The sequence below is a fragment of the Kluyvera genomosp. 1 genome (genome assembly GCF_001266615.1).
Taxonomy (GTDB): domain Bacteria; phylum Pseudomonadota; class Gammaproteobacteria; order Enterobacterales; family Enterobacteriaceae; genus Kluyvera; species Kluyvera cryocrescens_A.
In genome coordinates this window covers 1-14,442 of sequence record NZ_LGHZ01000003.1, presented here as the reverse complement: position 1 = coordinate 14,442, position 14,442 = coordinate 1, and the positions used below count along the sequence as shown (strand labels likewise).

The 14,442-nt window shown below is 55.0% G+C and carries 10 protein-coding genes; 4 read left to right on the top strand and 6 right to left on the bottom strand.

All coding sequences use genetic code 11. The features are described from left to right. Nucleotides 1–43 precede the first annotated feature (43 nt). On the top strand, nt 44–733 hold the full coding sequence (pepE, locus tag KP80_RS01455) for a dipeptidase PepE (protein WP_052281803.1): 690 nt from the start codon (nt 44–46) through the stop codon (nt 731–733). Nucleotides 734–807: 74 nt separating this feature from the next. Here the strand turns inward: pepE and KP80_RS01450 are convergent, their stop codons facing one another. Next, nucleotides 808–2,439, bottom strand: a complete 1,632-nt coding sequence (locus KP80_RS01450) for a Na/Pi cotransporter family protein (RefSeq protein WP_052281802.1) — start codon at nt 2,437–2,439, stop codon at nt 808–810. 222 nt (nt 2,440–2,661) lie between these two features. Further along, complete coding sequence (metH, locus tag KP80_RS01445) at nt 2,662–6,345, bottom strand: methionine synthase (protein ID WP_052281801.1); 3,684 nt, start codon at nt 6,343–6,345, stop codon at nt 2,662–2,664. Between the two features lie 196 nt (nt 6,346–6,541). Here metH and iclR point away from each other — a divergent pair, with 196 nt between their 5' ends. Further along, nucleotides 6,542–7,366, top strand: a complete 825-nt coding sequence (iclR, locus tag KP80_RS01440) for a glyoxylate bypass operon transcriptional repressor IclR (RefSeq protein WP_052281800.1) — start codon at nt 6,542–6,544, stop codon at nt 7,364–7,366. A gap of 10 nt (nt 7,367–7,376) precedes the next feature. Further along, entirely contained in the window at nt 7,377–7,790 is a 414-nt protein-coding gene (locus tag KP80_RS01435; protein ID WP_156315554.1) for an ASCH domain-containing protein, read from the top strand. Here the strand turns inward: KP80_RS01435 and aceK are convergent. The 4 genes from aceK to metA all read right to left on the bottom strand — a co-directional run bounded on the left by aceK (nt 7,748) and on the right by metA (nt 13,772). Next, nucleotides 7,748–9,505 (bottom strand): bifunctional isocitrate dehydrogenase kinase/phosphatase, encoded by a 1,758-nt coding sequence (gene aceK / locus KP80_RS01430; protein WP_052281798.1) that lies wholly within the window; start codon nt 9,503–9,505, stop codon nt 7,748–7,750. The genes KP80_RS01435 and aceK overlap by 43 nt on opposite strands. Nucleotides 9,506–9,633: 128 nt before the next feature. Beyond that, nucleotides 9,634–10,938, bottom strand: a complete 1,305-nt coding sequence (aceA, locus tag KP80_RS01425) for an isocitrate lyase (RefSeq protein ID WP_052281797.1) — start codon at nt 10,936–10,938, stop codon at nt 9,634–9,636. Nucleotides 10,939–10,969: 31 nt separating this feature from the next. After that, a complete protein-coding gene (gene aceB / locus KP80_RS01420) occupies nt 10,970–12,571 on the bottom strand; it encodes a malate synthase A (RefSeq protein WP_052281796.1) in 1,602 nt (533 codons plus the stop codon). A 271-nt stretch (nt 12,572–12,842) separates the two neighbouring features. After that, complete coding sequence (gene metA, locus KP80_RS01415) at nt 12,843–13,772, bottom strand: homoserine O-acetyltransferase MetA (RefSeq protein WP_052281795.1); 930 nt, start codon at nt 13,770–13,772, stop codon at nt 12,843–12,845. A gap of 158 nt (nt 13,773–13,930) precedes the next feature. On the opposite strand from metA, the gene KP80_RS01410 reads away from it, so the two are divergent. After that, nucleotides 13,931–14,383, top strand: coding sequence for an acetyltransferase (locus KP80_RS01410; RefSeq protein ID WP_052281794.1), 453 nt, complete (start codon nt 13,931–13,933; stop codon nt 14,381–14,383). The last annotated feature ends 59 nt before the right edge of the window (nt 14,384–14,442 follow it).

The window sequence follows — 14,442 nt, the reverse complement described above, 5'->3', positions numbered from 1 at the left end:
CATCCTGCCCTGACTGATTATTTTCTTAATAAAGGGATAAACCATGGAACTGCTATTGCTGAGTAACTCGACGCTGCCGGGCAAAGCCTGGATGGAACACGCGATGCCGCTGATTGCTTCGCAGCTGAACGGCCGCCGCTCTGCGGTGTTTATTCCGTTTGCAGGCGTCACGCAGACCTGGGACGAATACACCGCCAAAACTGCCGCCGTTTTTGCGCCGCTGGGCGTCACCGTCACCGGTATTCATAGCGTCGCCGACCCTATCTCCGCCATTGAGAATGCCGAGCTGGTCATCGTCGGCGGCGGTAATACGTTCCAGTTGCTCAAAGAGAGCCGTGAGCGCGGTCTGCTGGCACCGATCGTCGACGTGGTCAAACGCGGCGCGCTGTACATCGGCTGGAGCGCCGGGTCTAACCTTGCCTGCCCAACCATCCGCACCACCAACGATATGCCGATTGTCGATCCAAAAGGGTTTGACGCGCTGGGGCTGTTCCCACTGCAAATTAACCCGCACTTCACCAACGCACTGCCGGAAGGACACAAAGGTGAAACCCGCGAGCAGCGCATTCGCGAACTGCTGGTGGTGGCTCCAGAGCTAACGGTGATTGGTCTGCCGGAGGGCAACTGGATTCAGGTCGCACAAGGCCACGCCACGCTGGGTGGGCCGAACACCAGCTACGTGTTTAAAGCCGGAGAAGAAGCGGTGGCGCTGGAAGCCGGCCACCGTTTTTAAAGATGGTTTGGGGCTGGCAGCACGGCCAGCCCCGTCTCGGCCTGATGGTTGCTGGGCCTATCGTTTCGCATCACTCAATAATCGTCGCGGTCGTCGTCTTCATCTGGCTGTTCCAGCACGCTGTAAGCTACCGAACAGAATAACGAGTTCAGACGCAACATATCGCCCAGCAGAGCCAGGTGCAGCGTACTGGTTTCAATACTCTGCACGTTTTGCTGATGCAGACGATCAACGTGCGCATGCGCGTAGCGACGGTTCATAATACGGAAACGGTGCTTGCTACGGCGCAGTCGACGCGCACTGGTCACATCGCCGGAGAAGAACACCGACATCGCCAGTTGCAGATTGCTCAGCAGCAGTTCATGCAGGCCGTCGAGCTCTTTTAAGCCTTCCACCGAGAACGCACGCCGGGCCGCCAGCGATTTATCCGCAATTTCGCTGCCCATGCGCTCAACAATGTCCGATGCCTGCTCGAGGTTGAGCGACATTTCGATAATCTCCGCCCAGCGCCGGGACTCTTCCTCCGCCAGCTCGTCCTTCGGCATCCGCGCCAAATACAGTTTGATCGCGGTGTAGAGCACGTTAATGTCATCAGCCTGTTTACGCAGGTTTTTCTCTTCGCGCGGTTCGCCGTTCATCACCTTTTTTAAGCCATCCAGCATCTGCTCCGTCGCATCGCCCATGCGCAGGGTTTCACGCGCGGCATTGGCTAACGCCAGCGTTGGGGTATCCAGCGCAGTCACATCGAGATGCTTTGGCTTGAGATGACCGTCCAGCTCTGGCTCATCGCGAATCAGCCGTTTACACAGTCGCGCCATCGGTTCAGCGAACGGCACCATTGCCACGCAGCGGATCAGGTTGTAGAAGACGTGGAAGTAGATAACCAGCTCGGATTCCGGCAGCGGCAGTTTTTGCAGCGTTGTCGCCAGCACGTGAACAAACGGCAGAATCAGCAGGCTACCCACCAGCTTAAACAGCAGGCTGCCGAGCGCCACGCGGCGGGCAGAGGCGTTGGCGGCGCTGTTATTGAGCATCGCCAGCAGGCCGGAGCCAAGGTTGGCACCAATCACCAGACATAACGCCACCGGGAACGAGATGACGCCGGTGGTAGTCAGCGTGGCGGTTAACAGCACCGCAGCCAGGCTGGAATAACTGATTATCGCAAACACGGCACCTATCAGCGCATCCAGCAGGATGTCACCAGTCAACGATGCAAAGATGACCTGCACGCCGTTGGCCTGAGTAATCGGCGTCACCGCCTGCACAATCAACTCCAGCGCCAGCAGGATAAGACCCAGGCCAATCCCCACGCGGCCAAGCTGGCCTTCGCGCGTCTGTTTGCGGCCGAGGAAGAAGGTTACCCCGATAAAAATCAGCAGCGGCGACAGCCAGGAGAGGTCGAAGGTCAGAATACGCGCCATTAGCGCGGTACCCACATCGGCACCGAGTACAATCACCAGCGCTGGCGTCAGGGCGACCAGATCCTGAGCGACAAATGAGGTCACCAGCATGGTGGTCGCGTTGCTGCTCTGTACCAGCGCGGTAACGCCGATACCCGCACAGAAGGCGAGCGGTTTTTTCTCAACGCTGCGGCTGAGGACGGTACGCAGGCGGGCGCCAAAGACGCGCATCACGCCGGTACGAACAATATGGGTGCCCCACACCAGCAGGGCGACGGCAGAAAGCAGATGTAGCAGAGTTAACACAGAGTCCGGTTCTCCTTATCGTTATTTGTTCCTGGAGCCTTCAACCATCGTCGGCCTGCTAAGCGTACGTCTTCAGGGTTCATCCCGGTGCCTGATAACGCACCAACATTCCGGCCTACCATGATCTCAGGTTATTTCAGTATAAGGGTTTACGGGCAATAAAGAGACAGGGCGCTCATTGAGCGCCCTGTTAGTTGTAAGGAAAGATGACGGTTTTGTGAATCAGTCGGCGTCGTACCCGAGGTTCGGCGCCAGCCAGCGTTCCACTTCTGCCACGCTCATCCCTTTACGCAGCGCGTAGTCCTCAACCTGATCGCGTTGAATTTGCGCCACCGCGTAATATTTACTATCTGGGTGACTGAAGTACCAACCGGACACCGACGCCCCTGGCCACATGGCGAAGGATTCGGTCAGCTTCATTCCGGTGTGGTTTTCCACGTCCAGAAGCTCCCAGATAGTGCCTTTTTCCGTGTGTTCCGGGCATGCCGGATAACCCGGAGCCGGACGGATACCCTGGTAGTTTTCGCGAATCAGTTCTTCGTTGCTCAGGTTTTCATTCGGCGCATAGCCCCAGTAAACCTTACGCACGCGTTCATGGAGATACTCGGCAAACGCTTCGGCCAGGCGGTCGGCCAGCGCCTTCACCATGATCTTGTTGTAATCGTCGTGCTGAGCTTCGAACGCATCGGCCAGCGCATCTTCTTCCAGACCGCCGGTGACCGCGAAGGCGCCAATATAATCGGCCTTACCGGACGTTTTCGGTGCCACAAAGTCAGACAGACAGTAGTTGGCGAAACCGACTTTTTCGGTCTGCTGACGTAAATGGCGGCTGACGGTCAGAACATGAGTACGCGTTTCGTCACGGTAGATTTCCACATCATCGCCGACACGGTTCGCCGGGAATAGCCCCACCACGCCGCGTGGATTCAGCAATTTCTCCGCGCTCAGCTTATCAAGCATGTCGTTGGCGTCTTTAAACAGGCGCTTGGCCTCCTCGCCCACGACTTCATCTTCGAGGATGCGCGGATACTTACCGGCCAGCGACCAGGTCATAAAGAACGGCGTCCAGTCGATGTAGTTACGCAGCGTTTCAATGCTGGCTTCCACGTCCTGCACACCTAAACGGTGCGCGACCGGCGGCGTGTAGTTTTCCCAATCAAAAGCCAAATCATTCTCGCGCGCAGCAGCCAGCGTCACCGGCGGCGTGCGCGGTTTCTTACGCCCGTGTTGAATACGGACGGTTTCGTACTCTTTGCGGGTTCGAGCGACAAAATCGTCATGCTGGGTATCAGACAGCAGCGCCGCCACTACCCCCACGGTACGCGATGCGTTCTGCACATAAACCGTTGGGCCGCTATAGTTCTGCTCGATTTTCACCGCCGTATGCGCTTTCGAGGTGGTCGCGCCGCCAATTAGCAGTGGAATGGTGAAACCCTGGCGTTCCATCTCTTTCGCCACGTTGACCATTTCGTCCAGCGATGGTGTGATAAGCCCGGAAAGGCCAATCAGATCGGCATTCACTTCGCGCGCAGTTTTGAGGATTTTATCCGCTGGCACCATCACGCCCAGATCGATAATTTCATAGTTGTTGCACTGCAGCACCACGCCGACGATGTTCTTGCCAATGTCGTGAACGTCACCTTTCACCGTCGCAATCACCATCTTGCCGTTGCTGGAGCCTTTCTCTTTGCTGGCTTCGATATACGGCTCAAGGTAGGCCACCGCCTGCTTCATCACGCGGGCCGATTTCACCACCTGCGGCAGGAACATTTTGCCCTCGCCAAACAGATCGCCGACCACGTTCATGCCATCCATCAGCGGCCCTTCGATAACCTGTATCGGCCGTTCGGCCTGCTGACGAGCCTCTTCGGTATCCAACTCAATAAATTCGGTAATGCCTTTGACCAACGAGTATTCGAGACGTTTTTTCACGTCCCAGCTGCGCCATTCCGCTTGCTGGGCGTTGGCGCTGTCGTCAGTTTTACTGCCGCGATATTTCTCGGCCAGATCCAGCAAACGTTCGGTGCCGTCATCGCGACGGTTGAGCACCACATCTTCTACCGCATCGCGCAACTCGGCGGGCAGATCGTCGTAAATCGCCAGTTGGCCAGCATTAACGATCCCCATGTCCATCCCGTTGCGAATGGCGTAGTAGAGAAACACCGCGTGGATCGCTTCGCGCACCGGGTCATTGCCGCGGAACGAGAAGGAGACGTTAGAAACACCACCGGAGATCAGCGCATGCGGCAGTTCACGCTTGATGTCTTCACAAGCACCGATAAAGTCCTGCGCGTAGTTGTTGTGCTCTTCAATACCGGTCGCCACGGCAAAGATATTGGGGTCGAAAATGATATCTTCCGGCGGGAAGCCAACTTCTTTGGTCAGAATGTTGTAAGCGCGGCGGCAAATCTCAATTTTACGCTCGCGGGTATCGGCCTGACCCACTTCATCAAACGCCATCACCACCACGGCGGCACCGTAGCGACGCACTTTTTTCGCGTGCTCGATAAACGGCTCAATGCCCTCTTTCATCGAAATCGAGTTGACGATGCCTTTGCCTTGAATGCACTTCAGCCCTTTCTCGATAACGTCCCATTTCGAGGAGTCGATCATAATCGGTACGCGAGCAATATCCGGCTCACCGGCGATCAGATTAAGGAAACGCACCATCGCCGCTTCGGCATCGAGCATCCCCTCATCCATGTTGATATCGATAATCTGCGCCCCGCTTTCCACCTGCTGACGGGCGACATCAAGCGCTTCGTTATATTTCTCTTCTTTAATCAGGCGTTTGAATTTCGCCGAGCCGGTCACGTTGGTACGTTCGCCGACGTTCACAAACAGACTGTCGTCACCGATATTCAGCGGTTCGAGGCCGGACAGACGGCAAGCGACCGGCAGCTCTGGCAGCTTACGCGGCGGCAAACCTTCCACTGCGCGGCTCATGGCCGCGATGTGTTCTGGGGTGGTACCGCAGCAGCCGCCGACAACGTTGAGGAACCCGGCTTCAGCCCATTCGCGAATCTGCGTCGCCATGGTGTCGGCGTCGAGATCGTATTCACCGAAGGCGTTCGGCAGCCCGGCGTTCGGGTGCGCGGTAACGTAGCATTCGGCAATACGCGACAGCTCCTGCACGTACTGGCGCAGCTCATCCGGACCTAAAGCACAGTTCAGGCCAAAGGTCAGCGCGTCAGCGTGGCGCAGTGAGTTATAGAAAGCTTCCGTGGTTTGACCGGAGAGCGTACGCCCGGAGGCGTCGGTGATGGTGCCGGAAATCATGATCGGCAGATCCACGCCCAGCGCTTCAAACTCCTCTTTCACCGCATAAATCGCCGCTTTGGCGTTGAGGGTATCGAAGACGGTTTCTATCAGGATCAGGTCGCTACCGCCCTCTACCAGCGCTTTGGTGGACTCGCGATAGGCGGCCACCAGCTGATCGAAAGTCACGTTACGGTACGCCGGGTCGTTCACGTCCGGAGAGATTGACGCCGTACGGTTGGTTGGGCCAAGCACCCCCGCGACATAGCGGGGTTTATTCGGCGTGCGTGCCGTCCATTCGTCGGCACAGGCGCGCGCCAGTTTTGCTGCTGCAAAGTTGATTTCCGCCGACAGGGATTCCATTTGGTAATCCGCCATGGCGATAGTCGTGGAGTTGAAGGTGTTGGTTTCAATGATATCCGCGCCCGCTTCAAAGTAGGCGTTATGGATAGCACCGATGACCTCCGGCTTGCTGAGGACCAGCAGGTCGTTATTGCCTTTCAGGTCGCAAGGCCACTCGGCGAAACGGTCGCCGCGGAAGTCCTGCTCGCTCAGACGATAGCCCTGGATCATGGTGCCCATGCCACCGTCCAGAACCATAATACGTTCATTTAACTGCGCACGCAGTTGCTCCACTTTGCTGCTCACAGACACTCCCGACAACGCTCAACGAAACCCAGAGAAAAAGGTAATAAGGCATACTGGCATAAACCGGGGTGGCGGAAAAGAAAACAACCGTCTACATGAGACAAGTTCAACATGACTCATCGGAGCAGTAATCTGAACGGTTGTATTATAATCAATAAAAACGAAAATAATTTCCACGATACAGAAAGGAGTTGCGATGGTTGCCAACGTTCCTGCTAAACGCGGCAGAAAGCCCGCCGCTGCCGCCGCACCCGCGACCGGCCAGGTGCAGTCCCTTACCCGCGGCCTCAAGCTGCTGGAATGGATTGCCGAATCTCACAATAGTGTCGCACTGACCGAATTGGCACAGCAGGCCGGGTTACCCAACTCCACCACTCACCGTTTGCTTACCACCATGCAGCAGCTTGGCTTCGTTCGTCAGGTGGGGGACTTAGGCCATTGGGCGGTAGGCGCACATGCATTTATCGTGGGCAGTAGCTTCCTGCAAAGCCGCAATCTCTTGGCCATCGTTCACCCGATTTTACGCCAGCTGATGGAGGACTCCGGCGAGACGGTCAATCTGGCGGTGCTGGATAAGAGCGATCATCAGGCGATTATCATCGACCAGGTGCAGTGCACGCAGCTGATGCGGATGTCGGCACCGATTGGCGGCAAACTGCCGATGCATGCGTCCGGCGCGGGTAAAGCCTTCTTATCGCAACTGAGCGAAGAGCAGGTTACCGGCCTGCTGCACCGCAAGGGGCTGCACGCCTACACTCACGCCACACTAGTGTCTCCGCTGCATCTGAAAGACGATTTGGCCCAGACGCGCAAGCGCGGCTATTCGTTTGATGATGAAGAACATGCACTCGGGCTGCGCTGCGTCGCATCGTGTATTTACGACGAGCATCGCGAACCGTTCGCGGCCATTTCCATTTCCGGGCCTATTTCCCGTATTACCGACGATCGCGTGACCGAGTTTGGTGCGATGGTCATCAAAGCGGCGAAAGAGGTGACGTTGGCGTACGGCGGGCTACGTTAAGATGCGCGATATGAAATCCGCCTGGCAGGAAAAATATCCCCTGGCATGGTGCTGGTCGTTTGGCGACTCTCCCGAAATGGCTGATGAATTGGCCGCACTGGTGCTTGCCGGGAAGAAAACCGGCACCTGTGGCTCATTTGCCAGCTACCAAAACGAAGAACCGCGTCTAACGCCGGGCACCTATCACATTGTGCTCAATGGAAATGGAAAAGCCGTCTGCGTGATCCGCACGCTGGCCATCCGTCTCATCCGCTTTAACGAAATGAGCCCAGAGCTTGCCGCGCTGGAGGGTGAAGGGGATTTGAGCCTGGCCTACTGGCAGTCGGCGCACCAGGCCTTCTTCGAACGCGAAGGCAGCTGGTCGCCGGATATGGAACTCATTTACGAAGAGTTTGCGGTCATCGAAACCGCCAGCGCTGAGTAGCGCACGCTAAACCGCTGACGGCGGCGGTAAGCGTAAACATCCTCCACGTGGCCGTTTTTAATCCGCATTTGCAGGCCTCGCCAGTAGTCGGCGCTGAATAAGTCGGCGTGCATCTCCTCAAAAAGTGGCCCAATTCGCGGGTCCGCGCACAGCCAGTGGCGAAACTCTTCCGGGAAAACGTCGCCAGGCGAGACGCTGTACCACGGTTCGCTGGACAGCTCATCTTCCGGATAACGCGGTGGCGGAATATGGCGGAAGTTCACCTCTGTCATGTAGCAAATTTCATCATAATCGTAGAACACTACCCGCCCATGTCGGGTGACGCCAAAGTTTTTAAACAGCATATCGCCTGGGAAAATGTTGGCGGCAGCCAGCTGGCGGATAGCGTTGCCATACTCTTCGATAGCATCGCGCAGTTGCTGGCCTTCCACGCGCTCCAGCCAAAGATTGAGTGGGACCATTCGCCGCTCGATATAAAGATGGCTGATAGCGATTTTATCCCCCATATCGACGATTTTCGCCGGCGCTTCTTGTAATAGCAGCGCCATCAGTGCCGGAGAGATCTGTCGTTTATCCAGCACGAAATTCTCAAACTCCTGGGTGTCTGCCATGCGTCCAACGCGGTCGTGCTCTTTCACCAGTTGATAGCACGCGCGAACGTGGGCGGCGGACATCTCTTTTTGCGGCGCAAATTTATCTTTGATGACCTTAAACACCCGGTCAAAGCCCGGTAGCGTGAACACCAGCATCACCATACCGCGGATACCCGGCGCCTCGATAAATGGCTCATTGGCGTTTGCAATGTAGTGCAAATATTCACGGTAGCTTTCGGTCTTTGCATGCTTCTGGCAGCCAATCGCCATGTACAGCTCGGCGGTGGTTTTGCCTGGTAAGATGTCCCGCAGCCACTCAACCAGCGCGGCCGGCAGCGGCGCGTACACCATGAAGTAAGAGCGGGCGAAGCCAAACACAATACTGGCCTCTTCCGTCGTGGTAAGACAGGTATCGACAAACAGTTCACCTTCATCGGTACGGTGAATAGGAATCAGGAGCGGCAGCGTGCCGTTTGGCGTTATCAGTTTGCCAATCAGCCAGGCGGCCTTATTGCGATAAAACAGTTCGTTATTGATCTGCAAATGCGAGCGACTCAGCGTTTCCGTATCCAGTGTTTCACTCAGATGCGCCATGATGTAGCCCACGTCGCGAAACTTATTCTGCCAGGGCAGGCGTAGCGGTAAATCGCTGAGCATTTTATAGATAACCGCTTCCCAGCCGTGTTCCGCAAAGAAATCTTTGGCCAGCGGCCGGGGAATAGCGCGAAAGCGGCGCTCGGGTTGCGAGCTGAAAATAAACAACCGCTCAGGGCTAAGCGAGCGGTGGTCAAATAACCGACAATAAACGGAATTGAAAAAGCTCTCCGCAATCTCGAAGCGTGGGTAATCAGGTAACAGGCGCGTGTATTGCGCTTTGACCCGCAGCAGAAAATCAGCATCGGTGCTTTTGCCGTCGGTGATACAGCGCAACTGTTCGACAACCAACCCCACGTGGTGGTCGTACAGGTGGATACGGCTTTTCATCGCCAGCTGCACCGCATGCCAGTCGGCCTGTTCAAAACGCTGCTGCGCCCCGGAAGTGACTTCCAAAAATCGACCATACTGCGCGTCAAAACCTTGCAGAATGGTTTGAGCAATCAGTAATTCCAGACCACGCGACATACACTCCCCTCACCCCGAGACTCTCCCCAGCGGGGAGAGGGAGAAAAATAATCTCATTAGCGTATTTCACACCGCCTCCATGCCATCTCCTCTCCCCGTGGGGAGAGGGATAAGGTGAGGGGGCAAAATTAGAACTGCGATTCTTCAGTAGAACCGGTCAGCGCCGTGACCGAAGAGGCGCCCCCCTGGATAATAGTGGTGACCTTATCGAAGTAGCCTGTTCCCACTTCCTGCTGGTGAGAGACGAAGGTGTAGCCATCTTTCGCCGCCGCAAATTCTGGCTGCTGAACTTTCTCAACGTAGTGCTTCATGCCTTCACCCTGCGCGTAAGAGTGCGCCAGATCGAACATGTTGAACCACATGCTGTGGATACCTGCCAGGGTGATGAACTGGTATTTATAGCCCATGTCGGACAGCTGTTGCTGGAAGCTGGCGATGGTTTTGTCATCCAGCTTCTTCTGCCAGTTGAACGACGGTGAGCAGTTGTAAGCCAGCAGCTTTCCCGGATACTTCGCGTGGATAGCGTCAGCAAAGCGCTTCGCCAACTCAAGGTCTGGTGTCGAGGTTTCGCACCACACGAGATCGGCATATGGGGCATAGGCCAGGCCACGGCTAATCGCTTGTTCAATCCCCGCCTGGGTGCGGTAGAAGCCTTCGCTGGTACGTTCGCCGGTGATAAAGCCGCTGTCGTATGGGTCACAGTCAGAAGTGATTAAATCAGCCGCATCCGCATCGGTACGGGCAATCAACAGCGTCGGGACACCCATCACGTCGGCTGCCAGACGTGCTGCCACCAGTTTCTGCACCGCTTCCTGAGTCGGTACCAATACTTTGCCGCCCATATGACCGCACTTCTTCACTGACGCCAGCTGATCTTCGAAGTGTACCGCCGCTGCACCGGCCGCAATCATCGATTTCATCAGTTCAAATGCGTTCAGTACGCCACCAAAGCCCGCTTCCGCATCGGCCACGATCGGCAGGAAGTAATCCACATAGCGCGGATCGTTCGGTTCGATCCCATTCGCCCACTGGATCTGATCGGCGCGGCTAAATGAGTTGTTGATCCGATCGACCACGGCTGGCACCGAGTTTGCTGGATAGAGTGATTGATCCGGATACATGCTGGACGCCAGATTCGCGTCCGCCGCTACCTGCCAGCCGGAGAGGTAAATGGCCTCGATTCCCGCTTTCGCCTGCTGCAGCGCTTGACCGCCGGTCAGCGCGCCAAGGCTGTTCACGTAGCCCTTCTTAGACTCACCGTGCAGCAGTCGCCACATTTTGGCCGCGCCCAGCTGTGCCAGAGTGTGCTCCGGGTTGACTGAACCGCGTAATTTCACCACCTCTTCCGCGCTATACGGACGTTTAATGCCTTCCCAACGCGACTGTGTCCATTCTTTTTGTAATGCTTCGATTTGTTGAGTACGGGTTTTCATGTGCAGATGCTCCATTTTATTATGTGGTGAATTAAGCCAGCAGGCGGTAGCCAGGCAGGGTCAGGAAGTCGATCAGTTCATCGGAGGTGGTGATTTGCTCCATCAGACGTGCGGCATCGTCGAAACGGCCGCCGTTGAAGCGGCTATCGCCCAGCTCATTTTTAATAACCAGCAGTTCTTCAGCCAGCATTTGACGGAACAGCGGCTTGGTCACTGGCTTACCGTTGCTGAGCGTTTTCTGATGGTGAATCCACTGCCAGATAGAGGTGCGAGAGATCTCTGCCGTCGCAGCATCCTCCATCAGGCCATAAATCGGTACGCAGCCGTTTCCGGAGATCCATGCCTCGATGTATTGCACGGCGACACGGATATTGGCACGCATCCCCTCTTCGGTACGTTCGCCATCGCACGGCGTCAGCAGCTGTTCGGCGGTAATCGGCGCATCCTCAGCGCGCGAGACGTTCAGCTGGTTCGGGCGCTCCCCCAACACGTCGTTGAATACTGCCATCGCCGTGTCGGCTAAGCCCGGGTGGGCGACCCAGGTGCCATCGTGGCCGTTGTTAGCTTCCAGCGCTTTGTCTGCTTTAACTTTGTTCAGCACCTGCTCATTACGCTCAGCATCTTTGCTCGGGATAAACGCCGCCATGCCGCCCATCGCAAACGCGCCGCGCTTGTGGCAGGTTTTGATCAGCAGGCGCGAGTAAGCGCTGAGGAAGGCTTTATCCATCGTCACCACCTGGCGATCGGGCAGTACACGGTCCGGGTGGTTTTTCAGGGTTTTGATGTAGCTGAAAATGTAATCCCAACGCCCGCAGTTCAGGCCCACGATATGATCACGCAGCGCGTGCAGTATTTCGTCCATCTGGAAGACTGCGGGCAGCGTTTCAATCAGCAGCGTGGCTTTGATGGTGCCGCGCGGCAGGTTAAAGCGATCTTCAGCGTAGCAGAACACATCGTTCCACCAGGCCGCTTCCTGCCAGGCCTGCGTTTTCGGCAGGTAGAAATATGGGCCACTGCCTTTTGCCAGCAGAGCCTCGTAGTTGTGGAAGAAGTAGAGCGCGAAATCGAACAGGCTGCCCGGAATAGCTTCACCGCGCCAGGTCACGTGTTTTTCCGGCAGATGCAGACCGCGCACACGGCAAACCAGTACCGCCGGATCTGGCTTAAGCTGGTAAATTTTCCCCGCATCGTTGGTGTAGCTGATGGTGCCGTTGACCGCATCGCGCAGGTTGATTTGCCCCTCGATGACTTTATTCCAGTCGGGCGCCAGCGAGTCTTCAAAATCGGCCATGAAGACTTTAACGTTAGCATTCATGGCATTAATCACCATTTTACGCTCAACGGGGCCGGTAATTTCCACGCGGCGATCTTGTAAATCGGCAGGTATACCACGGATAGTCCAACCACCTTCACGAATGGAAGCGGTTTCCGAAATAAAATCAGGCAGTTTACCCTCGTCGATATCCTGCTGTTGCTGAATACGTGCAGCCAGCAGTTTATTGCGCTTAGGTGTAAATCGGGTCACCAGTTCGGTCAGAAACTCCACCGCTTCCGCCGTCAGAACCTGCTTTTCCTGTTCGCCATGCGGCTTCAGAAAAGCCAGTTCATCGGTTGTTGTGGCCTGTTGTGTCATGGTGCTGCTCCTCGTTAATGATCCGAATAGTGTCCCCGTCAGATGGGCAAACGATCGTCGTCGCTTTTTTGCCCAACGTTTTTAAGACTAATCAATAAAAATAAAAAATCAAAAACGATTTCCATTTTTAATTAAAAATAAACACAACGCATTGATTAGTATGAAATTAAAAATTTATTATTTACTGGGGCATTTTTCGGAAACAAAAAAGGCACCCGAAGGTGCCTGATTGAGGATGCTGAAACGCTTTAGGATCGTTAGGAGTAGTGGATCAATCCAACGTTGGATTCATATTCCGCAGATCGTATGGCGTGATTTGGTAGACATAGTAGTTGAGCCAGTTAGCAAACAACAGATTTCCATGGCTGCGCCAGGTGGCGTGCGGTTTGTTTTGTGGGTCATCTTTAGGGAAATAGTTGTACGGGACTTCCGGGCTTAAACCCGCTTCCACATCACGGAAGAACTCGCTCGCCAACGTGTGGGCATCATACTCAGGATGGCCGGTAACAAAGGCAATACGCTTGTCCTTGCTGGCAAACAGATAGGCATCGCCTTCAGACGTCTCGGCGAGGATGTCGAGATCGGTATAGTCACGAATCAGTTTCGCGGGGAAGTCGGCATAGCGTGAGTGCGGCGCAAGGAAAGTATCGTCAAAACCACGCGTTAGCAGGGCATGGGGATGAAGAATATTATGTTCATACACGCCAGAGAGTTTGTCATTGCGGGTCTGTTTTGGAATGCCGTAGAGAATATTGAGCGCAGCCTGTACAGCCCAACAAACAAAGAGGGTTGAGGTGACGTGATCTTTCGCCCATTCAAGCACCTGCTGGATCTGCGGCCAATAGGCGACATCATTGAATTCAACCAAGCCCAGAGGTGCACCGGTCACAATCAAACCATCGAAGTTTTCGTGGCGAATGTCGTCGAAATTACAGTAAAAGTTATTAAGATGCTCTGTCGGTGTGTTACGCGATTCGCGAGCATCAATGCGCAGCAGTTGGATATCCAGCTGTAGCGGGGAATTCGACAGCAGACGCAGGAACTGATTTTCTGTCTCAATTTTCTTCGGCATCAGGTTAAGGATCAGCACCTTCAACGGACGAATTTCCTGACCTGTTGCGCGCGATGCAGTCATCACAAAGACATTCTCATCACGCAAAAACTTGACGGCTGGTAGCTCGTCCTGCACCCGAATCGGCATAACCTTATTACCTCACAGCATACGTATATACGTTTAGACTTCCAGACACCTAACGATACCCAGAATTAAGTTAAATGTCGAGCCTGCATGTGGAAGGTGAGAAAGTTTCAATTACCAGTACGTTATAATGCGGAAACGATTCTTAAGGAACCCGAATAATGAGTATCAGACGTTCACAACGCCATGAAGGCGAACGATTAATTGCTATCTGGTGCCGCTCTGTTGATGCGACGCATGACTTTTTATCAGCACAGGATAGAGTCGAAATTGAGGTTCAGGTGCGGGCATTTCTGCCTGAGGCGCCTTTATGGGTGGCGGTCAATGGTGATGATGTGCCGGTTGCGTTTATGTTGCTCTCCGAGCATCACCTGGAGGCTCTGTTTGTCGATTCTGATGCCAGGGGAATGGGTGTGGGACGAGATTTGCTCGAGCATGCGCTGTCATTAATTCCGCATCTGACGACTGATGTGAATGAGCAGAACACTCAGGCAGTGGGATTTTATCAGAAGATGGGCTTTGTCGTTCACGGACGCTCTGCCACCGACGATCATGCGCGGCCTTATCCGTTACTGCATCTGCGTTATGAAGGGAAGTTGGACGAGACAGCTTAAATATTTTCGCCGATCTCTACGTTATGATCGGTTTTTTACCAACGTACAGACGCAAAAAA

What these genes read in the sequence shown, in the direction of transcription:
- aceB (WP_052281796.1), bottom strand. Translation starts at nt 12,571, where the DNA reads ATGACACAACAGGCCACAACAACCGATGAACTGGCTTTTCTGAAGCCG.
- pepE (WP_052281803.1), top strand. Translation starts at nt 44, where the DNA reads ATGGAACTGCTATTGCTGAGTAACTCGACGCTGCCGGGCAAAGCCTGG.
- aceA (WP_052281797.1), bottom strand. Translation starts at nt 10,938, where the DNA reads ATGAAAACCCGTACTCAACAAATCGAAGCATTACAAAAAGAATGGACA.
- metA (WP_052281795.1), bottom strand. Translation starts at nt 13,772, where the DNA reads ATGCCGATTCGGGTGCAGGACGAGCTACCAGCCGTCAAGTTTTTGCGT.
- aceK (WP_052281798.1), bottom strand. Translation starts at nt 9,505, where the DNA reads ATGTCGCGTGGTCTGGAATTACTGATTGCTCAAACCATTCTGCAAGGT.
- KP80_RS01410 (WP_052281794.1), top strand. Translation starts at nt 13,931, where the DNA reads ATGAGTATCAGACGTTCACAACGCCATGAAGGCGAACGATTAATTGCT.
- KP80_RS01435 (WP_156315554.1), top strand. Translation starts at nt 7,377, where the DNA reads ATGAAATCCGCCTGGCAGGAAAAATATCCCCTGGCATGGTGCTGGTCG.
- iclR (WP_052281800.1), top strand. Translation starts at nt 6,542, where the DNA reads ATGGTTGCCAACGTTCCTGCTAAACGCGGCAGAAAGCCCGCCGCTGCC.